The organism is Streptomyces sp. NBC_00597 (genome assembly GCF_041431095.1).
Lineage (GTDB): Bacteria > Actinomycetota > Actinomycetes > Streptomycetales > Streptomycetaceae > Streptomyces.
In genome coordinates this window covers 3,876,172-3,898,830 of the sequence record NZ_CP107757.1, presented here as the reverse complement: position 1 = coordinate 3,898,830, position 22,659 = coordinate 3,876,172, and the positions used below count along the sequence as shown (strand labels likewise).

Annotated in this window: 27 protein-coding genes, 1 tRNA gene and 1 pseudogene; 19 read left to right on the top strand and 10 right to left on the bottom strand. The window is 70.3% G+C overall.

The window, feature by feature from the left end; translation table 11 throughout:
- Window positions 1-70 precede the first annotated feature (70 nt).
- Window positions 71-373, top strand: coding sequence for a hypothetical protein (locus OG974_RS17435; RefSeq protein WP_327283626.1), 303 nt, complete (start codon window positions 71-73; stop codon window positions 371-373).
- 52 nt (window positions 374-425) lie between these two features.
- Here the strand turns inward: OG974_RS17435 and OG974_RS17430 are convergent, their stop codons facing one another.
- Both OG974_RS17430 and OG974_RS17425 read right to left on the bottom strand, forming a co-directional pair.
- The gene (locus OG974_RS17430) at window positions 426-1,028 is read right to left on the bottom strand and encodes an isochorismatase family protein (RefSeq protein WP_327283625.1); all 603 of its coding nucleotides are present in this window, start codon (window positions 1,026-1,028) and stop codon (window positions 426-428) included.
- A gap of 92 nt (window positions 1,029-1,120) precedes the next feature.
- Window positions 1,121-2,449, bottom strand: coding sequence for a nicotinate phosphoribosyltransferase (locus tag OG974_RS17425; RefSeq protein ID WP_327283624.1), 1,329 nt, complete (start codon window positions 2,447-2,449; stop codon window positions 1,121-1,123).
- Between the two features lie 81 nt (window positions 2,450-2,530).
- On the opposite strand from OG974_RS17425, the gene clpS reads away from it, so the two are divergent.
- The 7 genes from clpS to OG974_RS17390 all read left to right on the top strand — a co-directional run bounded on the left by clpS (window position 2,531) and on the right by OG974_RS17390 (window position 7,259).
- Window positions 2,531-2,845 carry an ATP-dependent Clp protease adapter ClpS gene (gene clpS, locus OG974_RS17420; protein ID WP_229339364.1) on the top strand — a complete coding sequence of 105 codons (315 nt, stop codon included), beginning with the start codon at window positions 2,531-2,533 and terminating at the stop codon, window positions 2,843-2,845.
- Window positions 2,845-3,462 (top strand): DUF2017 domain-containing protein, encoded by a 618-nt coding sequence (locus tag OG974_RS17415; protein ID WP_327283623.1) that lies wholly within the window; start codon window positions 2,845-2,847, stop codon window positions 3,460-3,462. Before clpS ends, OG974_RS17415 begins: the two co-directional genes overlap by 1 nt.
- Window positions 3,463-3,788: 326 nt before the next feature.
- Window positions 3,789-5,240 (top strand): amino acid permease, encoded by a 1,452-nt coding sequence (locus OG974_RS17410; RefSeq protein ID WP_327283622.1) that lies wholly within the window; start codon window positions 3,789-3,791, stop codon window positions 5,238-5,240.
- A gap of 101 nt (window positions 5,241-5,341) precedes the next feature.
- The gene (locus tag OG974_RS17405) at window positions 5,342-5,764 is read left to right on the top strand and encodes a M67 family metallopeptidase (protein ID WP_327283621.1); all 423 of its coding nucleotides are present in this window, start codon (window positions 5,342-5,344) and stop codon (window positions 5,762-5,764) included.
- A gap of 77 nt (window positions 5,765-5,841) precedes the next feature.
- Window positions 5,842-5,949 (top strand): putative leader peptide, encoded by a 108-nt coding sequence (locus tag OG974_RS17400; RefSeq protein WP_311318620.1) that lies wholly within the window; start codon window positions 5,842-5,844, stop codon window positions 5,947-5,949.
- 81 nt (window positions 5,950-6,030) lie between these two features.
- Window positions 6,031-6,309: a MoaD/ThiS family protein gene (locus OG974_RS17395; protein ID WP_327283620.1), complete on the top strand. Its 279-nt coding sequence runs from the start codon at window positions 6,031-6,033 to the stop codon at window positions 6,307-6,309.
- Window positions 6,309-7,259, top strand: coding sequence for a cysteine synthase (locus tag OG974_RS17390; RefSeq protein WP_328762888.1), 951 nt, complete (start codon window positions 6,309-6,311; stop codon window positions 7,257-7,259). Before OG974_RS17395 ends, OG974_RS17390 begins: the two co-directional genes overlap by 1 nt.
- A gap of 374 nt (window positions 7,260-7,633) precedes the next feature.
- Here the strand turns inward: OG974_RS17390 and OG974_RS17385 are convergent, their stop codons facing one another.
- Window positions 7,634-8,002: a DUF488 family protein gene (locus OG974_RS17385; RefSeq protein ID WP_327283618.1), complete on the bottom strand. Its 369-nt coding sequence runs from the start codon at window positions 8,000-8,002 to the stop codon at window positions 7,634-7,636.
- Window positions 8,002-8,421: a hypothetical protein gene (locus OG974_RS17380; RefSeq protein ID WP_327283617.1), complete on the bottom strand. Its 420-nt coding sequence runs from the start codon at window positions 8,419-8,421 to the stop codon at window positions 8,002-8,004. The genes OG974_RS17385 and OG974_RS17380 overlap by 1 nt, the downstream gene beginning before the upstream one ends.
- Window positions 8,422-8,626: 205 nt before the next feature.
- Here OG974_RS17380 and OG974_RS17375 point away from each other — a divergent pair, with 205 nt between their 5' ends.
- Window positions 8,627-9,379 (top strand): MBL fold metallo-hydrolase, encoded by a 753-nt coding sequence (locus OG974_RS17375; RefSeq protein WP_327283616.1) that lies wholly within the window; start codon window positions 8,627-8,629, stop codon window positions 9,377-9,379.
- 106 nt (window positions 9,380-9,485) lie between these two features.
- Here the strand turns inward: OG974_RS17375 and OG974_RS17370 are convergent, their stop codons facing one another.
- Together OG974_RS17370 and OG974_RS17365 are read right to left on the bottom strand one after the other, a co-directional pair.
- The gene (locus OG974_RS17370) at window positions 9,486-10,763 is read right to left on the bottom strand and encodes a PTS transporter subunit EIIC (protein WP_327283615.1); all 1,278 of its coding nucleotides are present in this window, start codon (window positions 10,761-10,763) and stop codon (window positions 9,486-9,488) included.
- Between the two features lie 262 nt (window positions 10,764-11,025).
- A complete protein-coding gene (locus OG974_RS17365; RefSeq protein ID WP_327283614.1) occupies window positions 11,026-12,327 on the bottom strand; it encodes a PTS transporter subunit EIIC in 1,302 nt (433 codons plus the stop codon).
- A 201-nt stretch (window positions 12,328-12,528) separates the two neighbouring features.
- Here OG974_RS17365 and OG974_RS17360 point away from each other — a divergent pair, with 201 nt between their 5' ends.
- The 4 genes from OG974_RS17360 to rdgB all read left to right on the top strand — a co-directional run bounded on the left by OG974_RS17360 (window position 12,529) and on the right by rdgB (window position 14,858).
- Entirely contained in the window at window positions 12,529-12,807 is a 279-nt protein-coding gene (locus OG974_RS17360; protein ID WP_328765193.1) for a PTS glucose/sucrose transporter subunit IIB, read from the top strand.
- Window positions 12,808-12,969: 162 nt separating this feature from the next.
- Window positions 12,970-13,695 (top strand): ribonuclease PH, encoded by a 726-nt coding sequence (gene rph, locus OG974_RS17355; RefSeq protein ID WP_030299875.1) that lies wholly within the window; start codon window positions 12,970-12,972, stop codon window positions 13,693-13,695.
- Window positions 13,696-13,827: 132 nt separating this feature from the next.
- On the top strand, window positions 13,828-14,214 hold the full coding sequence (locus OG974_RS17350; protein ID WP_327283612.1) for a hypothetical protein: 387 nt from the start codon (window positions 13,828-13,830) through the stop codon (window positions 14,212-14,214).
- A 38-nt stretch (window positions 14,215-14,252) separates the two neighbouring features.
- Window positions 14,253-14,858 carry an RdgB/HAM1 family non-canonical purine NTP pyrophosphatase gene (gene rdgB, locus OG974_RS17345; RefSeq protein ID WP_371643660.1) on the top strand — a complete coding sequence of 202 codons (606 nt, stop codon included), beginning with the start codon at window positions 14,253-14,255 and terminating at the stop codon, window positions 14,856-14,858.
- Between the two features lie 79 nt (window positions 14,859-14,937).
- Here rdgB and OG974_RS17340 read toward each other — a convergent pair.
- The 3 genes and pseudogenes from OG974_RS17340 to bcp form a co-directional block, all read right to left on the bottom strand.
- Window positions 14,938-15,020, bottom strand: a tRNA-Leu gene (locus OG974_RS17340).
- A gap of 52 nt (window positions 15,021-15,072) precedes the next feature.
- Window positions 15,073-15,171 (bottom strand): annotated as a pseudogene (locus tag OG974_RS17335) (HNH endonuclease); the annotation flags it as partial.
- Window positions 15,172-15,272: 101 nt separating this feature from the next.
- On the bottom strand, window positions 15,273-15,740 hold the full coding sequence (gene bcp / locus OG974_RS17330; protein ID WP_327283610.1) for a thioredoxin-dependent thiol peroxidase: 468 nt from the start codon (window positions 15,738-15,740) through the stop codon (window positions 15,273-15,275).
- Window positions 15,741-15,880: 140 nt separating this feature from the next.
- On the opposite strand from bcp, the gene OG974_RS17325 reads away from it, so the two are divergent.
- From OG974_RS17325 to OG974_RS17315, 3 genes are all read left to right on the top strand, one after another.
- On the top strand, window positions 15,881-16,198 hold the full coding sequence (locus tag OG974_RS17325; protein ID WP_327285658.1) for a DUF3618 domain-containing protein: 318 nt from the start codon (window positions 15,881-15,883) through the stop codon (window positions 16,196-16,198).
- A gap of 91 nt (window positions 16,199-16,289) precedes the next feature.
- Window positions 16,290-16,592, top strand: coding sequence for a co-chaperone GroES (locus tag OG974_RS17320; protein WP_048475576.1), 303 nt, complete (start codon window positions 16,290-16,292; stop codon window positions 16,590-16,592).
- 161 nt (window positions 16,593-16,753) lie between these two features.
- Window positions 16,754-17,074 carry a multidrug efflux SMR transporter gene (locus OG974_RS17315; protein ID WP_030158619.1) on the top strand — a complete coding sequence of 107 codons (321 nt, stop codon included), beginning with the start codon at window positions 16,754-16,756 and terminating at the stop codon, window positions 17,072-17,074.
- A gap of 46 nt (window positions 17,075-17,120) precedes the next feature.
- Here OG974_RS17315 and OG974_RS17310 read toward each other — a convergent pair whose 3' ends face one another.
- Window positions 17,121-19,583 (bottom strand): transglycosylase domain-containing protein, encoded by a 2,463-nt coding sequence (locus tag OG974_RS17310; protein ID WP_371643657.1) that lies wholly within the window; start codon window positions 19,581-19,583, stop codon window positions 17,121-17,123.
- 177 nt (window positions 19,584-19,760) lie between these two features.
- Between OG974_RS17310 and OG974_RS17305 the strand changes: the two genes are divergently transcribed.
- Genes OG974_RS17305 through OG974_RS17295 form a run of 3 tightly spaced genes read left to right on the top strand, consistent with a single transcriptional unit; the run spans window position 19,761 to window position 22,543 of the window.
- On the top strand, window positions 19,761-20,588 hold the full coding sequence (locus OG974_RS17305) for an ABC-2 family transporter protein (protein ID WP_328762882.1): 828 nt from the start codon (window positions 19,761-19,763) through the stop codon (window positions 20,586-20,588).
- Window positions 20,581-21,558 (top strand): ABC transporter permease, encoded by a 978-nt coding sequence (locus tag OG974_RS17300; protein WP_371643655.1) that lies wholly within the window; start codon window positions 20,581-20,583, stop codon window positions 21,556-21,558. Before OG974_RS17305 ends, OG974_RS17300 begins: the two co-directional genes overlap by 8 nt.
- A 7-nt stretch (window positions 21,559-21,565) precedes the next feature.
- A complete protein-coding gene (locus OG974_RS17295) occupies window positions 21,566-22,543 on the top strand; it encodes an ATP-binding cassette domain-containing protein (protein ID WP_327283606.1) in 978 nt (325 codons plus the stop codon).
- The last annotated feature ends 116 nt before the right edge of the window (window positions 22,544-22,659 follow it).

Here is a 22,659-nt window from a genome sequence, read left to right as displayed (position 1 = left end):
CTAGCGGGCGGCGGCCGATCGCGTTTAGATGCGGTTGCGAGTTTTCTTATTGACGGGGGAGCTGAAGATCATGCCAGGTGGAGGTTTCGTCAGATTGCCGGGCGGCAGCGTGGTGGTCGCGCTCACGCTGCCGAGGCCGTGCGGCGAGGGCGGAAACGTCCGCGTGCTGGTCCACGCCGCGAACCGGGCCCGCGCCCTGACCAGGCTGCGGAACCTCGGGATGCGGGCCGTGTACCTGCGCGGCAACGCGCAGCCGCCGACCCCGGACGAGGTCACGGCCGTCCTGCACCACCCCGACGGGCTGCTGTGGCGCGGCGCCCCGGACCGGGCCCAGGAGCTCTGGCACCCGATCCGGACCCTCCTGGGCCACTAGGTCGGGCGCCCGGCCGGGTCCGGCTGGCCGCCCCCGGCCGGGCAAGGGCCCGTCACGGGCTCTGGCGGGGGCTCTCGCCGACGAGCTCGATCCCGGCCGAGCGGAGCTCCTCCGCCGCCCGTGCGGCGGTGTGGGGGGCCACGGCTGCCGTCAGGTCCAGCAGCACGCGCGTGGCGAAGCCGGCGCGGGCGGCGTCGAGGGCCGTGGCCCGCACGCAGTGGTCGGTGGCGATCCCGACGACGTCGACCTCGGTGACCTGCCGGTCGTGCAGCCACTGGCCGAGCGGGGTGCCGTTCTCGTCGGCGCCCTCGAACCCGCTGTACGCGGCCTCGTACGCGCCCTTGTCGAAGACGGCGGCGACGGCGCCGGAGGCGACCGCGGGCGCGAAGTTCGGGTGGAACCCGACGCCCTCGGTGCCGGCGACGCAGTGGACCGGCCAGGAGGTCTCGTAGTCCGGCTCGGCCGGGGCGTGCGCGAAGTGCGAACCGGGGTCGACGTGGTGGTCGCGGGTCGCGACGACGTGCCGGTAGCCGGCCGTGGCCTGCCCGATGAGCTCGGTGATCGCGGCGGCGACATCGGCCCCGCCGGTGACCGCGAGGCTGCCGCCTTCGCAGAAGTCGTTCTGTACGTCGACGACGATCAGTGCGCGGTGCATGTCGGTCCTTCGGTTGTCGTGATTGCCGCTGCGCGGGCTCTTCCCCCGCCCCGCCCCTCCCCGAACCTGGCGAGGGGCGGGCCGGGGGTCCGCTACGCGTACTCGGTCGGGAGCACCGGCTCGCCGCGGGACAGCTGCGTCGCGGAAAGCGGGAGTCCGGCACGGGCCTCGCGGTGGCGGTCGCGGACCGTCTCCAGGGGCTCGCGGGCCACCACCTCACCGGCCTTGACCAGCTGGACCAGCAGCTGCCGGTCCGCCAGGGCCGACGGCACCGGCCCGGTCCCGACCACCTCGGCCTCGGCGACGCCCTCCGCGTCCACGCGGCGCGCCGCCCACTTGCGGCCCCCGATCGAGGTCTTGCCGCCGGAGGACTTCTTCGCCACCGGCACCAGCGGGGCCTTCGGGTCCGCCGACGCTGCGCGCGCCACCAGCTTGTAGACCATCGAGCACGTCGGGTGCCCGCTGCCCGTCACCAGCTGCGTGCCGACCCCGTAGGCGTCCACCGGCGCGGCCGCCAGCGAGGCGATCGCGTACTCGTCGAGGTCGGAGGTGACCACGATCTTCGTCCCGGTGGCCCCGAGTTCGTCCAGCTGCTGCCGGACCCGGTGCGCGACCAGCAGCAGGTCGCCGGAGTCGATCCGGACCGCCCCCAGCCCCGTCCCGGCGACCTCGATGGCCGTCCGTACGGCCTCGGCGACGTCGTACGTGTCCACCAGCAGGGTCGTCCCGCCGCCCAGCGAGGCCACCTGGGCCTGGAACGCGTCCCGCTCGGTGTCGTGCACCAGCGTGAAGGCGTGCGCCGAGGTCCCGACCGTCGGGATCCCGTACCGGAAGCCGGCCGCCAGGTCCGAGGTGGAGGTGAAGCCGCCGACGTACGCGGCCCGGGAGGCCGCCACCGCCGCCAGCTCGTGGGTGCGCCGGGCGCCCATCTCGATCAGCGGCCGCTCGCCGGCGGCCGAGGCCATCCGGGAGGCGGCGGCCGCGATCGCCGAGTCGTGGTTCAGGATCGACAGGATCACGGTCTCCAGCAGCACGCACTCGGCGAAGCTGCCCTCGACGCGCAGGAGCGGCGAGCCGGGGAAGTAGACCTCGCCCTCCGGGTAGCCCCAGATGTCGCCCGAGAAGCGGTACGAGGACAGCCAGTCCAGCGTCCGCATGTCGACGACGGCCCGCTCGCGCAGGAACTCCAGCACCGCGCTGTCGAAGCGGAAGTTCTCCACCGCGTCCAGGACGCGGCCGGTGCCCGCCACCACCCCGTAGCGGCGCCCCTCGGGCAGCCGCCGGGTGAAGACCTCGAAGACCGAGCGGCGGTCGGCGGTGCCGTTCGCCAGGGCGGCCTGCAGCATCGTGAGCTCGTAATGATCCGTGAAGAGCGCTGTCGACGGCACGTCCACCGGCAGGCCCAGGTCCGCAGGGTTCATGTCACGGATGCTAGCGCACATTTCGTCAAAGTGACGAGATCTCGGGACCCGTTTGTGCGACCGGCCGGTCACAGTGGCAGCATGGGACGAGTGAGTGTTGCTCCCATTGAGATCGAACGCACCGAGTCGGCCGAAGAGACCTTCGCGGTCCCAGAACCCGACGTTCCCTGGGTGACCCTGGTGCACAACGACCCGGTCAACCTCATGAGCTACGTGACGTACGTGTTCCAGGCGTACTTCGGCTATTCGAAGGACAAGGCGCACAAGCTGATGCTCGACGTCCACCACAAGGGGCGGGCGGTCGTGTCCAGCGGCACCCGCGAGGAAATGGAGCGCGACGTGCAGGCCATGCACGGCTACGGCCTGTGGGCGACCCTCTCCCAGGACCGCTTCTGATGGGGCGCTCCGCCGGAATGTTCGAAGCCCTGAAGGGCGGCGGCGCCACCATCGCGCTGGACGAGATCGAGATCTCCATCCTGCGCTCGCTGGCCGTGCAGCTGCTGGAGCTCATCGGCCCGGGTGCGCCCGAGCCGGACGAGGACGCCGACCCGCTGGCCGTGCTGTTCGCCGAGGGCAACGCGGGGCCCACCGAGCGGCCCTCCGACCCCGCGCTGATCCGGCTCTTCCCCGACGCCTACGGCGGCCCCGGCCCCGAGGACCAGGGCGTGGACCCGGCCGAGCTCGCCGACCGGTCGGCGGAATTCCGCCGGTTCACCGAGAACGACCTGCGCAGCCGCAAGCGGGAGGACGCCCTCTGCGTCGTGCGCAGCCTGGACGGGCTCGTCCCGGGCGGCGACGGGGCGGCCGTGCTGGAGCTCACCGGGGAGCTCCCGCTGCGCTGGCTTGGCGCGCTCAATGACCTGCGCCTGACCATCGCGGCCCGCCTGGACATCACCGAGGACGAGGAGAGCGCGATGCTCTTCAGGCTGCCGGACGACGATCCGCGCAAGCCGATGGTGATGGCCTACCTGTGGCTCGGGGGCCTCCAGGAGACGCTCATCGAAACCCTCTGAGTCGGCCGGGCGGGCGTTGTTCGGCGAATGTTCGCTCAGCGGACGCTCAAATCCGGATAACGATCAGATCACCGCGTTGCGGTGATCTGATGCGTTGCAGGACTTTTGTTCCGAATTCCATGTGTCGCACATCACATTTCCACACCTCGGTCACCCATAAGCCCGTGATAAATCTTCACGACCGCCGACGGGGCGCCACCCATGTCCCCCGGCCCGCTTGAACCGGCTGACCGCCGGGTGCAACTCCATCCGTATCCGGGGGGATCGAGGACCCGATCCGCAGCCTTCAAAGGCGCGGGTCGGCGTGGAGAAAGGCGCACCAAGACATGACCTCTGTGCAGGTCGAGCAGCACGACAGGACGCCCGGAGAGGGCGCCGCGGCCGAGGGCGGCGAGGGTTACCACCGCGCACTCGGAGCCCGCCAGATCCAGATGATCGCGATCGGCGGAGCCATCGGCACCGGCCTCTTCCTGGGCGCCGGCAAGGCGATCTCGAAGGCCGGCCCGAGCCTGATCCTGGCCTACGCCATCGCGGGCCTGGTCATCTTCTTCATCATGCGCGCCCTGGGCGAGCTGCTGATGTACCGCCCGGTCTCGGGCTCCTTCTCGGACTACGCCCGGGAGTTCCTCGGCCCGTTCTGGGGGTACGCGACAGGCTGGACGTACTGGCTCTTCTGGGTGGTCACCGGCATCACCGAGGTGACCGCGGCGGCCAAGTACATGTCGTACTGGACCCACGACAGCTTCCCGCAGTGGGCCTACGCGCTGATCTTCACGGTCATCCTCTACACCGCCAACCTGATCTCCGTGAAGCTCTTCGGCGAGCTTGAGTTCTGGTTCTCGATGGTCAAGGTCACCGCCATCGTCGGCATGATCCTGATCTGCGCCGGCATCCTCACCGTCGGCTTCTCCGACGCCGCCGCCACCGCCTCCGTCTCCAACCTGTGGAGCGACCGCGGCTTCTTCCCGAACGGCATCGGCGAGACGCTGATGACCCTCCAGATCGTCATGTTCGCCTTCCTGGCGGTCGAGCTGGTCGGCGTCACCGCCGGCGAGTCCAAGGACCCCGAGAAGACCCTGCCCAAGGCCATCAACACCGTGCCGTGGCGCATCGCCGTCTTCTACGTCGGCGCCCTCATCATGATCATGTCGGTCATCCCGTGGTCCAACTTCAAGGCGGGCGAGAGCCCGTTCGTGCTGGCCTTCGAGAAGATGGGCCTCGGCGTCGGCGCCGCGATCGTCAACTTCGTCGTGCTGACCGCCGCCCTGTCCTCCTGCAACTCGGGCATGTACTCCACCGGCCGCATGCTGCGCGACCTCGCCCTCAACGGCCAGGGACCGAAGTTCTTCACCAAGCTCACCAAGAGCGGCACCCCGCTCGTGGGCACCACCTTCTCCGCCGCGCTGATGCTGGTGGGCGTCTGGATCAACTACGTCGCCCCGGGCAAGGCCTTCGACTACGTCGTCTCCTTCGCCACCATCTCGGGCATGTGGGCCTGGATCATGATCCTGGTCTGCCAGATCCGCTACCGCGCCAAGGCCGACCGCGGCGAGCTGCCGCAGTCCCCCTTCCGGGCGCCCGGAGCGCCCTGGAGCAGCTGGTTCGCCCTGCTGTTCATCGGCATGGTCATCGTGATGATGGGCATCGACAAGGACTCCCGCGTCTCGCTGTACTGCGCCCCGCTGTGGGGCCTGATCCTGGGCGCCTCGTACCTGGTGCTCAAGAAGCGCAACCCGCGCGGAGCCGCCTTCAACAAGGTGTCCGAGCCGGTCGCCTGACCCACCCCGCCACCGGGCCCCGAACGGCCCCGTGTCCAGCATCCGGGCCCTCCCGTACCACACCTCGGTACGGGAGGGCCCGTCTGCTTATCCTGTCGACCATGCTGACCCTCACCCAGGCGCTGTACGACCAGATCGTCGAGCACGCCCGCAAGGACCACCCCGACGAGGCCTGCGGCGTCGTGGCCGGACCGGCCGGCACCGACCGCCCCGAGCGGTTCATCCCGATGCTCAACGCGGCCCGCTCGCCCACGTTCTACGAGTTCGACTCGAAGGATCTGCTCAAGCTGTACCGCGAGCTCGACGACCGGGACGAGGAACCCGTGATCGTCTACCACTCGCACACCGCGACCGAGGCCTACCCCTCCCGTACGGACGTCACGTACGCCAACGAGCCCGCCGCGCACTACGTCCTGGTCTCCACGGCGGACACCGACGGCCTCGGCGAGTTCCAGTTCCGCTCGTACCGGATCGTCGAAGGCGTCATCACGGAGGAAGAAGTGCAGGTCGTAGCAGCCTACTGACCACGATGTGAGCGGTTTGCGTCCACGATGCGGGATCACACTCCAAACGGGGGACCGGGAATCGTTAACATGACCGCATGGTTCCCCACGACGTGAGCATCGAGACGCCCAGCAGGCTGCTGCTTGTGGCGCGGCTGCACGTCGACCTGTGCCGCCTCGCCAGCAGCATCTGTCCTGCCGCCTGAGCACCACAGGCCCTCGCGCGGGGGCCATCGCGCCGCGCGCCCTTACGCCCCTCCCGCCTTACTTCACCACTGGAGCCTGCCATGGCCATCGAGGTCCGCATCCCCACCATCCTCCGCACCTACACCGACGGCGAGAAGGCCGTCAGCGGTGAGGGCACCACGCTGTCCGAGCTGTTCGCGGACCTTGAGACGCGCCACAAGGGCATCGAGGAGCGCATCGTCGACGGCGGCAAGCTCCGCCGCTTCGTGAACGTCTACCTCAACGACGAGGACGTCCGCTTCCTCGACGGCATCACCACCGCCCTCAAGGACGGCGACAGCGTCACCATCCTCCCGGCGGTCGCCGGCGGCTCCGTCTGATGCGCTACGACTCCCCGCTGGCCGCGGTCGGCAACACGCCGCTCGTCCGGCTGCCCCGGCTGTCGCCCTCGGACGACGTCCGCATCTGGGCCAAGCTGGAGGACCGGAACCCGACCGGCTCCATCAAGGACCGGCCCGCGCTCCACATGGTCGAGCAGGCCGAGAAGGACGGCAGGCTGTCCCCCGGCTGCACCATCCTGGAGCCCACCTCGGGGAACACCGGCATCTCGCTCGCGATGGCGGCCAAGCTCAAGGGCTACCGGATCGTGTGCGTCATGCCGGAGAACACGAGCCGGGAGCGGCGCGACCTGCTGGCCATGTGGGGGGCCGAGATCATCTCGTCGCCGGCGGCGGGCGGATCGAACACCGCGGTCCGGGTGGCCAAGGAACTGGCGGCGGAGCACCCCGACTGGGTGATGCTCTACCAGTACGGAAACCCGGACAACGCGGGAGCCCACTACGCGACGACGGGCCCCGAGATCCTGCGGGACCTCCCGTCGATCACGCACTTCGTGGCGGGACTGGGCACGACGGGCACCCTGATGGGCGTCGGCCGCTACCTGCGCGAGCACGTCGAAGGCATCAAGATCGTCGCGGCGGAGCCGCGGTACGACGACCTGGTCTACGGCCTGCGCAACCTGGACGAGGGCTTCGTCCCGGAGCTGTACGACGCCTCGGTCCTGACGACCCGCTTCTCGGTGGGCTCGGCGGACGCGGTGACGCGCACGCGCGAACTCCTCCAGCTGGAGGGCATCTTCGCGGGCGTCTCCACGGGAGCCGCCCTGCACGCGGCGATCGGCGTGGGCCGCAAGGCGGTGGCCGCCGGCGAATCGGCGGACATCGTGTTCGTCGTGGCCGACGGGGGCTGGAAGTACCTGTCGACGGGCGTCTACACGGCGGCGACGACGAAAGAAGCGATCGAAACCCTCCAGGGCCAACTCTGGGCCTGACCCAGCCGGCCCCCGCCGCCTGACCCCGGATACCCAGCCCCGCCGGCGCCGGGGCGCGGGCGCGGGGCCGGGGCGCCGGCAGTGGCGCCGCGGACGAGCGGCGGTCGGGGGCTTGCGACGCCGGTCCCATTCAGCTCCGTCGGCGTTTGGGGCGCGGGGCCGTGGCCGGGGCGCCGACAGTGGCGCCGCGGACGAGCGGCGGTCGGGGGCTTGCGACGCCGGTCCCATTCAGCTCCGTCGGCGTTTGGGGCGCGGGGCCGGCCCCGACAGTGGCGCCGCTTCACAAGGGGTCCCGGACTCCGCCCGGGGCGGGGAGGACGTAACGCGCAGCGGACCGGCGGCAAGGCCGAACCGGGTGCCGGCCGGAGCGGGACTCAGCCGGACAGTAGATCGGCCAGGACGGCCGCGTGGCTCGTGGCGGGGTCCTTGACCGCGGTCAAGAGGGTGACCGGGCCCGCCCCGGCCAAGGCGCGCAGCCGCTCCAGCTCCTGAACCGCCCCCGGCTCCGCCAGCTCCGCCTCGTACCGCGACCGGAACTCCTCCGCCGAGCCCCCGCCCCCGTGGAACCACTTCCGCAGCTCCCCGGACGGGGTCACCGCCTTCGGCCACTCGTCCACCGCCGCCACCGCCTTCGCCAGGCCCCGCGGCCACAGCCGGTCCACGAGGACCCGTACGCCGTCAGCCCCCGGCTCCGGCGGGTCGTACACCCGCCGCACCCGCACCCGTGCCCGCCGCACCCCCATCAGCCGCCACCTCCGAGTCCCTTGACCTCGTCCCACACCGCGGGATCCAGCACACCCAGCCGGCTCCCGAACTCCCACACCGACACGTCGGCCGGCCGGTCAGCCTCCAGGAAGCTCGCCCGGCCCTGCGCCCCGACCGTCCCCGGCGGCAGCGGGATCACCCCGGCCCGCCGGTCGTCGTACTTCGCGGTGATCCACGCGACCCGCGCCCGGTGGGCCCGTACGGACGCCACCGCCAGCACCAGGCACAGCCGCCCGTCGGCGAGGGACCACAGCTCACCGGCCCGCGGCTGCGGAGCCGCGCCCGGTCCGTGCGGCGGCGGGGCCCGCCGGCCGATCGCCGGCCGCCGCCCCACGACCAGCACCACCAGCACCACGGCCACCACCGCGGCCGCCGCGGGCCACCAGGACGTGTCCATATTCCGAAGGTAGCCGCGCCCGGACCCCCCGGCACGGCAGTGCACCGGCACGCCCGTGCCCACCGTCGCTCCCCCGGGTGACAGGACAGGTGATTCCCCCCACAACGGCCTGCCGCGGAGGAGCGACCTGACGTTTCGCGCCTTACGCTCGACCCACGCACGGCCCGCATTCCGTCCACGGACCGTCCCCGGAGGTTTACGCTCCATGAAGCTCACCGTCGTCGGCTGCTCGGGGTCGTTCCCGTCCGCGGAATCGGCCTGTTCGAGCTACCTCGTCGAGGCCGACGGCTTCCGGCTGCTCCTCGACATGGGCAACGGCGCCCTCGGCGAGCTGCAGCGCCACATCGGTCTCTACGACCTCGACGCAATCTTCCTGAGCCATCTGCACGCCGACCACTGCATCGACATGTGCGCCTACTTCGTCGCCCGTTTCTACCGGCACGAGGGCGGCCGCTGCTCCGCGATCCCCGTCTACGGCCCCGAGGGCACCGAGAAGCGCCTGACGACCGCGTACGAGGACGTCCCCGACGAGCGCTCGATGAGCGAGGTCTTCGACTTCCGGACCCTGAAGTCCGGCAGCTTCCAGATCGGCCCGTTCACCGTCCGCACCGAGCGGGTCAGCCACCCCGTCGAGGCCTACGGCATCCGCGTCGAGCACGGCGGCCGCTCCCTCACTTACTCCGGCGACACCGGCGCCTGTCCCGAGCTGGGGATGCTGGCCGAAGGCGCGGACCTGTTCCTGTGCGAGGCGTCCTTCACGCACGGCAAGGAGGACATCCCGGACCTCCACCTCAACGGCCGCGAGGCCGGGGAGTTCGCGCACGGCGGCCGGGTCGGCCGGCTGGTCCTTACGCACATCCCGCCGTGGACCGACGCCGACCAGAACCTCGCCGACGCCCGCGAGGTCTACGACGGCCCGATCGACCTGGCGTACGCCGGCGCCGTCTACGAGATCTGACGCACGACCCGTACAACAGGTAAGGCGCGTAAGGCGCGCGCGCCGCGTACGACGAAGCCCCCGCCCTCCCGAGAAGGGAGAGCGGGGGCTCGCGTGTGCGCGATGCCTACTTGGCCTCGGCCTTGAGCAGCTCGGCGAGTTCCTCGTCGGACTCGCGGCCCGGCGTCGGGATGTTGAACTTGCTGATCGCGACGCGGAAGATCACGTAGTAGAGGGCCGCGAAGCACAGGCCGACGACCGCCAGGCCCAGCGGGTTGGTCGCCTTGCCCAGGTTGAGCAGGTAGTCGACCGCGCCGGCGGAGAACCCGAATCCGTCCTTCATGCCGAGCGCCCAGGTCAGCGCCATGGAGACACCGGTCAGGACCGCGTGGATCGCGTACAGCACCGGGGCTATGAACATGAAGGTGAACTCGATCGGCTCGGTCACGCCGGTGACGAAGGCGGTGAGCGCGAGCGAGAACATCATGCCGCCGACGACCTTGCGGCGCTCGGGGCGGGCCGCGTGGGTGATCGCCAGGCAGGCCGCCGGGAGGGCGAACATCATGATCGGGAAGAAGCCCGTCATGAACTGGCCGGCCGTCGGGTCGCCGTGCAGGAAGCGGGCGATGTCGCCGTGGTAGTCGGTGCCGCCGTCGGTGTAGGAACCGGCCTGGAACCAGGGGAACGAGTTCAGCAGGTGGTGCATGCCGATCGGGATCAGCGCACGGTTGGCGACACCGAAGATGCCCGCCCCGACGGCACCGGAACCGACCAGCCACTCACTGAAGCTGTGCAGTCCCGCACCGAGCACCGGCCAGATGAGACCGAAGACGATGCCGATGACCAGACCGGCGAAGGAGGAGAGGATCGGGACGAGACGGCGCCCGCCGAAGAAGCCCGCCCAGTCCGGCAGCTTGGTCCGGTAGAACTTCTGGTAGAGCAGCGCGACGACGATGCCCATGACGACGCCGCCGAGGACACCGGCGTTGACCGGGGCCTCGACGTTCACGATCTTGCCGTCGAGGACCTTGGCCACCTTCGGCAGGTGCGAGTCGGTGAATGTGGCGAGCACCTTCTGGAAGACGAGGTAACCGGCGACCGCGGCCAGCGCGGTGGAGCCGTCCGACTTCTTCGCGAAGCCGATGGCGATACCGACGCAGAAAAGCAGCGCCATGTTGCCGAGGATGGCGTCGCCACCCGCAGCCATGTAGCCCGCCAGCTTCTGGACGAAGTCCGGGAAGGACGCGCGGGCCAGCATGTCGTCCTGGCCGAAGCGGACCAGGAGCGCGGCGGCGGGCATCACCGCGACGGGGAGCATGAGGCTGCGGCCGATGCGCTGCATGACAGCCATCGCGCCGGAGCCCTTCTTCTTCTGGGCCGCGGGGGCGGCGGCAGCCGTGGTCACAACTTCCTCCAGAGGGCAAGGCGCCGCCGGAGGACATGGGACGGCGACGTCTTCGTTGGGGGTACGCGGTTCCCGATGAGGGCGCGTGGTCTACACCAATTGCTGGTGTAGACCAGTTGTAGCATGGTCGGGGATAGATAAGGAACCTTCGATTTCCTGTGGTCTACGCCACATTCCGCCCGTGGCGGCGACTCGCGGTCCGGGACAAGCGGAAGGCCCCCGGATCCGTGGGATCCGAGGGCCTCGCGCGGCGCGGTGACCGTTATGCCTTCGTGTTCTCCGCCTGCATCGCCGCGATCTCCTCGTCCGACTCCCGTCCCGGGGTCGGGATGTCGAACTTCGTGATCGCGAAACGGAATACGGCGTAGTAGACGACGGCGAAGCCCAGGCCGATCGGAACGATCAGCAGCGGCTTCGTCGCCAGGCCGAAGTTGATGACGTAGTCGATCAGCCCCGCCGAGAAGCTGAAGCCGTCATGGACGCCCAGTGCCCACGTCACTGCCATCGACACGCCCGTCAGCACCGCGTGGATCGCGTACAACACCGGTGCCACGAACAGGAACGAGTACTCCAGGGGCTCGGTGATGCCGGTGACGAAGGACGTCAGGGCCACCGACAGCATCAGGCCGCCGACCTCCTTGCGCCGTGCCGGCTTCGCGCAGTGCGTGATCGCCAGTGCCGCCGCCGGGAGCGCGAACATCATGATCGGGAAGAAGCCGCTCAGGAACTGCCCCGCGTTCGGGTCGCCCGCCAGGAACATGTTGATGTCGCCGTGCACCGTCTGCCCGTCCGGCTTGGTGTAGCTGCCGAACTGGAACCACACCGGCACGTTCAGGAACTGGTGCAGGCCGATCACCAGCAGCGCGCGGTTGGCGACGCCGAAGATGCCGGCGCCCCAGGAGCCGAGCCCCACCAGCCAGTCGGAGAAGCTCTCCAGCGCGTCGCCGACCGGCGGCCAGATCCACAGGCAGAGCGCTGCGAACCCGATCGCCACGAACGCCATGATGATCGGGACCAGTCGGCGGCCGTTGAAGAAGCCCAGCCAGTCCACCAGCCTGACCCGGTGGAAGCGCTGCCAGAACCAGGCTGCGAGCAGGCCCATGATGATGCCGCCGAACACTCCCGGGTTCTGGTAAGTGAACTCCACGAAGGTGTTGTTCGGCCCCAGGCAGCCGCCGCCGATGTTCGCGGTGCCGACCGGGCAGATGTTGGGGAAGGCGTGCAGAACGCCCCGGTAGACGAGGAAGCCCGCCACCGCCGCGAGCGCGGTCGAACCGTCAGCCTTCTTGGCCATGCCGATCGCGACGCCGATGCAGAAGAGCAGCGGCAGGCCGAGGTCCGCGTTCAGCAGGGCGCCGCCCGCGGCCACCATCACCTTGGACACGATCGTCCACTTCAGGCCGTCCGCGCCGAAGACGCCGGGCTGCCCGAGTCCGTTGAGGAGTCCGGCCGCGGGCAGCACCGCGATCGGCAACTGCAGGCTCCGCCCCATCTTCTGCAGCCCCGGGTACAAGCCGCTCCACCACTTCGGCCGTGGTGCTTCTGCGGCGCTGCTCGCGCTCATCGGCGTCCTCCCTGGCGGGCCCGTTTGGGCAGGTGCGTCCCGTGCGGCACACTGGTGTAGACCACTTATGATGCGGTCGCATCCACCCGCCCGGAGGGCAGGTTGCTGCTGATCGTCATCATTCGGCAGAAGCTGGACCCGCGCTCGCGTAGCTGGGCCAACAGTGGGCTACCGTGACAAAGCGGGCCGCGCTGGCTGGACCTGGACCGCCGAGACTCGTTCTTCGTAGAACTCAGGGAGAAACGCATGGCCACCAAGGCTGAGAAGATCGTCGCCGGGCTCGGCGGCATCGAAAACATCGAAGAGATCGAGGGCTGCATCACCCGCCTGCGCACCGAGGTCGTCGACCCCGAGCTCGTCGACGAGGCCGCCCTGAAGGCCGCCGGCGCCCACGGCGTCGTCAAGATGGGCACGGCGATCCAGGTCGTCATCGGCACCGACGCCGACCCCATCGCCGCCGACATCGAAGACATGATGTGAGCTGAACACCCGCTCGCAACACCGCCGGCACGGTGGCCGCACACCCGCCGGCACACCCCACGAGACCCCGTCCCGCACGCACCCGGACGGGGTCTTCGCGTGGAAGCCGGGGACTTCGCCCACGGACACGGGCCCGGGCCGGCACCGACTAGGCTCGGACCCATGTCTCGCATCGACGGCCGCACGCCCGAACAGCTCCGCCCGGTCACCATCGAACGCGGATGGAGCAAGCACGCCGAGGGCTCCGTCCTCATCTCCTTCGGCGACACCAAGGTCTTCTGCACCGCCTCCTTCACCGAAGGCGTCCCGCGCTGGCGCAAGGGCAGCGGCGAAGGCTGGGTCACCTCCGAGTACTCGATGCTGCCCCGCTCCACCAACACCCGCGGCGACCGCGAATCCGTACGCGGCAAGATCGGCGGCCGCACCCACGAGATCTCCCGCCTCATCGGCCGCTCCCTGCGCGCCGTCATCGACTACAAGGCCCTCGGCGAGAACACGATCGTCCTGGACTGCGACGTCCTCCAGGCCGACGGCGGCACCCGCACCGCCGCCATCACCGGTGCCTACGTCGCCCTCGCCGACGCCGTCGCCTGGGGCCAGCAAAAGAAGCTGATCAAGGCCGGCCGCAAGCCCCTCACCGGCACCGTCGCCGCCGTCAGCGTCGGCATCGTGGACGGCGTCCCGCTGCTCGACCTCTGCTACGAGGAAGACGTGCGGGCCGAGACCGACATGAACGTGGTCTGCACCGGCGACGGCCGCTTCGTCGAGGTCCAGGGCACCGCCGAAGGCGAGCCCTTCGACCGCAAGGAGCTCAACGCCCTCCTGGACCTGGCCGCCGGCGGCTGCGCCGACCTCGAAGCCATCCAGCTGGGCGCGCTCCAGCTCTAGCCGGCTCGCGGCGGGCGCCAGCCAGAACCGCAGAGGGCGCTCGGGCGTCCTCCTCTACACGGGCGCACGGTGTCAAAGCCGTGCGCCCGTCCTCGCACCCACGTTCTTCCCGGCCCCTTGGAGACCCGAACCATGAACCCGAAGCACCGCATAGCGGCGGTCGTCCTCGCAGCGGCCCTCGCCGTCCCGGCGCTGACGTCCTGTGACGCGATCTCGACGGCGATGGACTGCGCGAACACGGCCGTGGCCATCACCGACGGCGCGGGCGACCTCCAGCAGGCGGTCTCCCAGGCCGGCAACAGCCCCCAGGACGCCCAGAACGCGTTGAACCAGATCGAGACGAACCTCAAGAAGGTCGGCGACCAGACGGACAACGCCGACCTGAGCAAGGCCGTCGCTTCCATGACCACCGCGGTCAAGAACGTCCGCACCGCCATCGAGAACGGCAACCCCAACCCGGACGTCCAGCCGGTCGCCGACGCGGCGAAGGAACTGTCGAAGGTGTGCACCCCGGGCTGACCCGCGCCCGCTCGCAGCCGGCCGGAATAATGGGCGCCATGACCAGCCGCCTGATCCTCGCCACCCGCAACGCGGGCAAAGTCGCCGAGCTCCACGCCATCCTGTCCGACGCCGGCCTGCCGTACGAGCTGGTCGGCGCGGACGCGTACCCCGAGATCCCGGACGTCAAGGAAACCGGCGTCAGCTTCGCCGAGAACGCCCTCCTCAAGGCCCACGCCCTGGCCCGGGCCACGGGCCTGCCGGCGATCGCCGACGACTCGGGTCTGTGCGTGGACGTCCTGAACGGCGCCCCCGGCATCTTCTCGGCGCGGTGGGCGGGCACGCACGGCGACGACAAGGCGAACCTGGACCTGCTGCTGGCCCAGCTCGGGGACATCGCCGACGAACACCGCGGGGCCCACTTCGCGTGCGCGGCGGCCCTGGCGCTCCCCGACGGCACCGAACGCGCCGTGGAGGGCCGCCTCCTCGGCACCCTGCGCCACACCCCGGCGGGCACGGGCGGCTTCGGCTACGACCCGATCCTCCAGCCGCAGGGCGACACCCGCACCTGCGCGGAACTCACCCCGGCGGAAAAGAACGCCATCTCCCACCGGGGCCAGGCCTTCCGCGCCCTGGTCCCGTTCATCCGCGCCCTGGTGGGCTGACCTCCCCACACACACGCACACGCACACGCCGAAGGCCCCGTCTCACTTGCGTGAACCGGGGCCTTCGTTCCAAGGTTTGTGCGGCCGATGGGATTCGAACCCACATGGGCTTTCGCCCAGAGGCACCTAAAACCTCCGCTTATACCATTCAGCAACGACCGCTCGCGCCGCAATCCTAGCCGGAGGGCGGCGCTTTGTGTTCCCAGTTGTGCCCCTATCGGCGGTGGCGCCCTCCCCGGCACCGGGTGCTGGTGACGGCGTGGCAGTTGGGGCACAGCAGTCGCAGGTTCTCGCGACGGTCGTCACCCCAGTCGCGCTCCCGCGTGTACGGGCTCACCGCCATCGTTGCCCCTCCGATGAACGGAGCGGCCCGCACCGGGTGGTGCGGGCCGTGCAGGGGGGCGTGCGGCGACGTCAGATGCCCAGGTCCTTGATGATCTTGGCTACGTGGCCCGTCGCCTTGACGTTGTAGAGGGCGCGTTCGACCTTGCCCTCCTCGTCCACGATCACCGTCGAGCGGATGACCCCGGTCACCGTCTTGCCGTACAGCTTCTTCTCGCCGTACGCCCCGTAAGCCTCCAGGACCTTCTTCTCCGGGTCGCCGACCAGGGTGACCTTCAGGTGCTCCTGCTCGCGGAACTTCGCCAGCTTCTCCGGCTTGTCCGGGGACACGCCGATCACGTCGTACCCGGCCTCGGCGAGCACGGCCAGGTTGTCCGTGAAGTCGCAGGCCTGCTTCGTGCAGCCCGGCGTCAGCGCCGCGGGGTAGAAGTACACGATCACCTTGCGGCCCGCGTGGTCGGCGAGCGAGACCTCGTTGCCGTCCGCATCGGGCAGGGTGAAGGCGGGGGCGGTGTCGCCCGGCTGGAGTCGCTCGCTCATGTCAACAGTCTCCTCGGGAGGGGATCGGTACGGTCCGAGACTAAGCTGACAGACTGTCCATGGTGGGCTACGCCCCCCACGACGATCACGACCGAGCACGACCGAGCACGACCGACCACGACGACGACGGAGGCAGCGCGGTGCCGGAAGCCAGGACCCCCGCACAGATCGAGGCGGACATCGTCCGCCGCCGCGAGCAGCTCGCCGAGACGCTCGACGAGATCGGCGTGCGCGTGCACCCGAAGACGATCATGGGGGATGCGAAGGCCAGGGTCGCCTCGACCGTCGACCACACCGCCGGGCGTGCCGTCGTCGCCGTGAACCGTCTCCTGACGGACGTGCGGGACGGTCTGCGGAACGACGACGGCACCCCGCGCTTCGAGCGGATCGTGCCCGTCGCGCTGCTCGCCGCGGGTGTGATCGGCGTGCTCGTGACCTCGGCGCGGCGCAAGCGCTGATGACCCTGCGGCGCACGGGCGGGGCGCGGACGGGTAGGTTCGTGGCGTGAGCGACGACACCAACACCACCCACGACAAGCTGCCGATCCGCATGCTGCACGACCGTGTGCTCGTGAAGTCCGACTCGCCCGAGGGCGAGCGGCGCTCGGGCGGCGGCATCCTGATCCCGGCGACCGCTGCCGTCGGCAAGCGGCTGGCCTGGGCCGAGGTGGTCGCGGTCGGGCAGAACGTACGCAGTGTGGAGCCGGGCGACCGGGTGCTGTACGACCCCGAGGACCGGGCCGAGGTCGAGGTGCGGGGTGCGACGTACGTGCTGATGCGCGAGCGGGACCTGCACGCCGTGGCCGCGGAGCGGCTGGAAGGGTCCAAGGACTCCACCGGGCTGTACCTCTAGATCGTTTCCCGTGCAAAAGGGCCGGTGACCGGTGTCACCGGCCCTTTTGCACGGGTTTTGCTACGGTGGTGGGGAACCCCGACGAGACGCGCCGTACCGGGTGGCCGTGGCTGCAAGACAAGACGACGCACCCCGTTCGCTCTCGTTCCGGAGGTGCCGTCATGGCCTGGGTCCTGCTTCTCGTCGCCGGTCTGCTTGAGGTCGGCTGGTCGATCGGTATGAAGTTCACCGAGGGCTTCACCCGTTTGTGGCCCAGCGTGTTCACCGGTGCCGGGATCGTCGCCAGCATGGTGCTGCTCTCGTACGCGGCCAAGACCCTGCCCATCGGTACCGCGTACGGCGTGTGGGTGGGCATCGGTGCGGCCGGGGCGGCGGTGCTCGGCATGGCGGTGCTGGGTGAGCCCGTCACCGCCGCCCGGATCTTCTTCATCTGTCTGTTGCTGGTGGCCGTGGTGGGGCTGAAGGCGACCTCCGGGCACTGACCACGGGCCACCGGCCACGGGCCGATGACCACCGGCCTTCCGGCGCCTATTCCAGGTACTCCGACGGCGGACGGCCGCGCCGGCCGCCCGTGACGCCGCCCAGGACGCCGGCCGTGGTGCCCGTCGTGGTACCGCCCGTCGTCCCCGTGGTCGTTCCGGTGGAGGTGCCCGTGTCGGTCCGGCCCCCGGTGGTGTCGCCCTCCGTGCTCTGGCCGTCGGTGTTCTGCCCCTGGTCCTGGCCCTGCTCCTGGCCCTGGTCCTGGCCGCCCTGGTCCTGGCCGGCGGTGGGCGGCGTCGGCCGGTTCGGTCGGTTCGGTCGGCTCGGCGGTGCCGGGGGTTGCGAGGTGCTCTCCTCGTCCGGCGTCGGCTCCGGGTTGCTCGGGACGAACGGCGGCGGCGACGGGGCCGCGCCCGGCTGGAGTTCGAGGTCGAAGTCCAGGGGGTCGCTGCCCTCCAGGGCCGTCTTCGTGTACTGCGCCCAGATCCGGGCCGGGTAGCCGCCGCCCCCGATCCGGGCCTCGCCGAGCGCCCCGTACAGGGATTCCAGGGCTCCCGTGTCGGGGTCCTGGCCCATCATCGAGACGACCGTGACCAGGTCCGGGGTGTAGGCCGCGAACCAGGCGGAGCGGTCCAGTTCGCCGGTGCCGGTCTTGCCGGCGGCCGGGTGTCCGGCGGCGAGGGCGGCCGTACCGGTGCCGTTGTCGACGACGGAGACCAGCATGGACGTGGTGGTGTCGGCGGCTTCGCGGCTGATGACCTGCTTCGGGGTGCGGTCGGGCAGGGGGACGTCGGCGCCGCCCTTGGTGATCTTCTCGACGAGGGTGTACGGGGTGCGGCGGCCGTGGTCGGCGAGGGTCGCGTAGGCCTGGGTCATGTCCAGGACGCTGGCCTGCATGGTGCCGAGCGCCATCGCGGGGCTCGCGACGAAGTTCGGGGTGTCCTCGGGGACGCCGAGGTCGATGGCGGTCCGCTTGACCTTGGCGGTGCCGACGTCGACGACCATCTGCGCGAACACGGCGTTGACGGAGAGGTCGGTGGCGGTGCTGACGGGGATGTTCCCGTAGGAGATCTGGCCCTCGTTCTCGGGGGCGTAGGGGGTGCGGGTGCCGACGACGCGGCGCTTGTTGTCGCCGTTGTAGACGGTGTTGGGGGTGATCAGCCGACCGTCCTGGGTGCGGGAGTCGTTCTCGACGGCGGCGGCGAACACGAACGGCTTGAAGGTGGAGGCCACCTGGTAGTCGTGCCGGGTCGCGTTGTTGACGTACTGCTTCGTGTAGTCGACGCCCCCGTACATGGCGACGACCTTGCCCGTGGCCGGGTCGATGGAGACCCCGCCCGCCCGGACGACGCGGTCGGCCTTGCGCGCCTCCGGGTCGAGCTCGTCGGCCATCTTCTCCTCGACCGCGTCGACGAAGGCGTTCTGGCGGCGCCTGTCGATGGTCGTGGTGATGCGGTAGCCGCCCTCGGCGAGGGTCTTCTCGTCGAGGATCTTGTGTTCGACGACGTAGTCCTTGACGGCCTCGACGAGGTAGCCGCGCTGGCCGGAGAGTCCGGCGGCCGGGCGGACCTTGCCGGGTTCGGGGAACCGGGTCGCGGCCCGCTCGGTCGCCGGCAGCCACTGCTTCTTGACCATGCCGTCGAGCACGTAGTTCCAGCGGGCGAGCGCGCGGTCGCGGCTCTGCGGGTGGGACACGACGTCGAAGGCGCTGGGGGAGTTGAGGAGGGTGGCGAGGTACGCGCCCTCGGCGGTGGTGAGTTTGCCGACGTCCTTGCCGTAGTACGCCTGGGCGGCGGCCTGGATGCCGTACGCGTTGCGGCCGAAGTAGCTGGTGTTCAGGTAGCCCTCAAGGATGTAGTCCTTCGACTTCTCGCGACCGAGCTTGATCGCGATGAAGAACTCCTTGACCTTCCGCTTGATCGTCTGTTCCTGGCCCAGGTAGTAGTTCTTGACGTACTGCTGGGTGATGGTCGAGCCGGACTGGGTGCCCTTGCCGGTCGCCGTGTTCCAGGCGGCGCGGAGCATCGCCTTCGGGTCCACCGCCCGTTCGGAGTAGAAGTCCCGGTCCTCGGCGGCCAGTACGGCTTCCTGCACCGTGCGGGGAATCTGCGACAGCGGGACGTTGACGCGGTTGACCTCGCCGTCGCGCGCGAGCTGGGATCCGTCGGCGTAGAGGTAGAGGTTGGACTGTGCGGTCGCGGCGGCGTTGGCGGGCGGGATGTGGACCAGCAGGTAGCCGGCCACCAGGGCGCCGACGACCAGCAGGGCGAGCAGCAGGACGGCGCCGAGGACCATGCGCCAGGTGGGAATCAGGCGGCGCCAGCCGGTCCGCTTCCGTCTCCGCTCCGCCCTCTTGGCGTCCTTGCGGGCCCGCCTGCCGCTCCGGGAGCCCTCGGGGCTCCGGGACGCGCTCGACGGCCGCGGCTGCGGCCGCGCGGGAGGTCCTGCGGGGCCGGCCGGCGCGTCCGGGTCACGAGGCGTCCAGCCCGGTGGTGGTGACTGGTCGCTCATCGCCAGGACTCCTCGACACTGCCGTACGAAATATCCACGTCTGTACCTCATGCTGTCTACCCGATGGCCACTCATTCCGCGTCGGACGGGCGTAAATCGGTCGCGTGGATCGCCCCTCCGCACTAAGCTCGCGCGCTTTGGCCGACGTAGGAACGACCGGGAAAACGGAGGGATACGGTGCGCCAGGGAACGGCTCGCAGGGCATGGCTCTATCCGGCCGTCGCGGCCGGCGGGTTCCGGCGGTACGCCACCTACGGGACGGCGACGGCGGCAGGGGTGTTCACCAACACCGTCTTCGGCTTCATCCTCGCCTACACGTACGTCGCGTTGTGGGACGAACGACCCGGGCTGGGCGGCTACGACCAGGCGCAGGCCCTGACCTTCGTCTGGGTGAGCCAGTCGCTGCTCGCCGCGGGCGCGCTCATCGGCGGCGGCTTCCAGGAGGAGATGCAGGAACGCATTCGTACGGGTGACATCGCCGTCGACCTGTACCGGCCGGCCGACCTGCAGATGTGGTGGCTGGCGGCCGATCTGGGGCGGGCGGGCTTCCAGTTGCTCGGGCGCGGGGTGGTGCCGCTGCTCGCGGGGGCGCTGGCGTTCCAACTGGCGCTGCCTGCCGATGCGCTGCGCTGGCTGCTGTTCCTGGTGTCCGTACTGCTCGGGCTGCTCGTCAGCTTCGCGGTGCGGTACCTGCTGGGGCTGGCCGCGTTCTGGCTGATGGACGGGACGGGGATCAACCTGATGGCCGTCGTCGTCACGATCTTCTTCTCGGGGATGCTGCTGCCGTTGACGGTGTTCCCGGGCGGATTCGGCGAGTTCGTCCGCCTCCTCCCGTGGTCCGCGATGATCCAGGTGCCGCTGGACGTGCTGATGGGCGAGCACGCCGGTGCGGGGGGCGCGGTGGGGGCGTTGGGCTTCCAGGCGGGGTGGGTGCTCGTACTGCTGGGCGCGGGACGGCTGTTGCAGTCGGCGGCTACGCGGAAGGTGGTGGTCCAAGGTGGCTGATGCGCTGGGGGCGTCGGGTGCGGCGGAGGTGGCGGAGGTGGCGGGCGCAGCGCCGGGCGCGGTGGCGGGCGCGCGGCGAGGGGGTGGCCTGCCGTTCGACGGGGCGATCGGCGTACCGATCGGCGTACCGATCGGCGTACCGATCGACGTGCCGAAGCGGAACCGGGCCGTGGAAGGGCTGCGCGGCTACGGGCTGATCGTGGCGATGTGGGTCCGGTCGACGATGACGTACCGCACGTCGTTCTTCCTGTCCGCCTTCGGGAACGCGGCGATCCAGCTCCTCGACTTCGTCGCGATCTGGATCATGTTCTCGCACGTGCACGCGCTCGGCGGCTTCACGCTGCCCGAGATCGCCTTGCTGTACGGGTCCTCCTCGATCTCCCTGGGGATCGCGGACCTGGTCCTCGGCAATACGCACCGGGTCGGAGCCCGCATCCGCGACGGCTCGCTCGACACCATGCTGGTGCGCCCGGTCCCGGTGCTCGCACAGGTCGCCGCGGACCGCTTCGCGCTGCGCAGGGTCGGGCGGACCGGGCAGGGGCTGGCGGTGCTGGTCTGGGCGGTCGTGGCCCTGGACGTGGACTGGACGGCCGCGAAGGTGCTGCTGATGCCCGTGATGATCGTGGCCGGGGCGGCGATCTTCGGGGCGGTGCTGGTGGCCGGGGCGGCGTTCCAGTTCGTCGCCGGGGACGCGGCGGAAGTGCAGAACTCCTTCACGTACGGCGGGAACACGATGCTCCAGTACCCGCCGACGGTGTTCGCGGCGGACCTGCTGCGCGGGGTCACCTTCATCGTGCCGCTGGCCTTCGTGAACTGGCTGCCCGCCCTGTACGTGCTGGGGCGGCCGTACCCGCTGGAGCTGCCGGGGTGGGTGGCGTTCCTGAGCCCGCTGGTGGCGGTGGTGGTGTTCGTACCCGCGTCGCTGGCGTGGCGCGCGGGTCTTCGTTCGTACCGGAGTACGGGGAGCTGAGCTGAGAGTGGCGGGCACGAGCACGAGCACGGATGTGCTGATCGCGTTGGACGGGGTCGAGAAGGTCTTCGACGTACGCCGCAGGGTGAGTCTGATGCGCCGGGAGAAACGGCAGGTCAGGGCTGTGGACGGAATCAGCTTCGAGGTGGCGCGGGGGGAGGTGGTCGGCTACATCGGGCCCAACGGCGCCGGGAAGTCGACCACGATCAAGATGCTGACCGGCATCCTCACCCCCAGCGGCGGCCGGCTGCGCGTCGCGGGCATCGACCCGGCCCGGGAGCGGATGCGGCTCGCGCACCGGATCGGGGTGGTGTTCGGGCAGCGGACGACGCTGTGGTGGGACCTGCCGCTGAAGGACTCGTACGGGCTGATGCGGCGGATGTACCGGATCCCCGAGGCCAGGTTCAAGGAGAACCTGGAGCGCTGCGTGGACCGCCTGGACCTGGCCGAGTTGCTGGACGTACCGGTGCGGCAGCTGTCGCTGGGCCAGCGGATGCGCGGGGACATCGCGGCGGCACTGCTGCACGATCCGGACGTGCTGTACCTGGACGAGCCGACGATCGGGCTCGATCTGGTGAGCAAGACCAAGGTGCGGGGCTTCCTGCGGCAGTTGAACGAGGAACTCGGTACGACGGTGCTCCTGACGACCCACGACCTGCAAGACATCGAGCAGTTGTGCGAGCGGGTGATGGTGATCGACCACGGGCGGTTGATGTACGACGGGCCGCTGACCGGGCTGCACTCGATGGGGGAGAGCGAGCGGACGCTGGTGGTGGACCTGGAGCGGGAGTTTCCGGAAATCAGCGTGGCGGGGGCGCGGGTGGTGAAGGTGGACGGCCCGCGGCAGTGGCTGGCGTTCCCGGCGGGAACCTCGGCGGCGCCGCTGGTGGCGGAGGTGGCGGCGCGCTATCCGCTGCTGGACCTGTCGGTGCGGGAGCCGGACATCGAGGACGTGATCGCGCGGATGTACGCGGGACGCGATTGAACGACGCCGGACTTCGGACCGGGGCCCGGGTCCGCGGCCGGGTCCGCGGCCGGATGTGCGGCCGAGGCCGGGGACCAGGGTCGGGGACCAGGGTCGGGGACCAGGGATAAATCAGG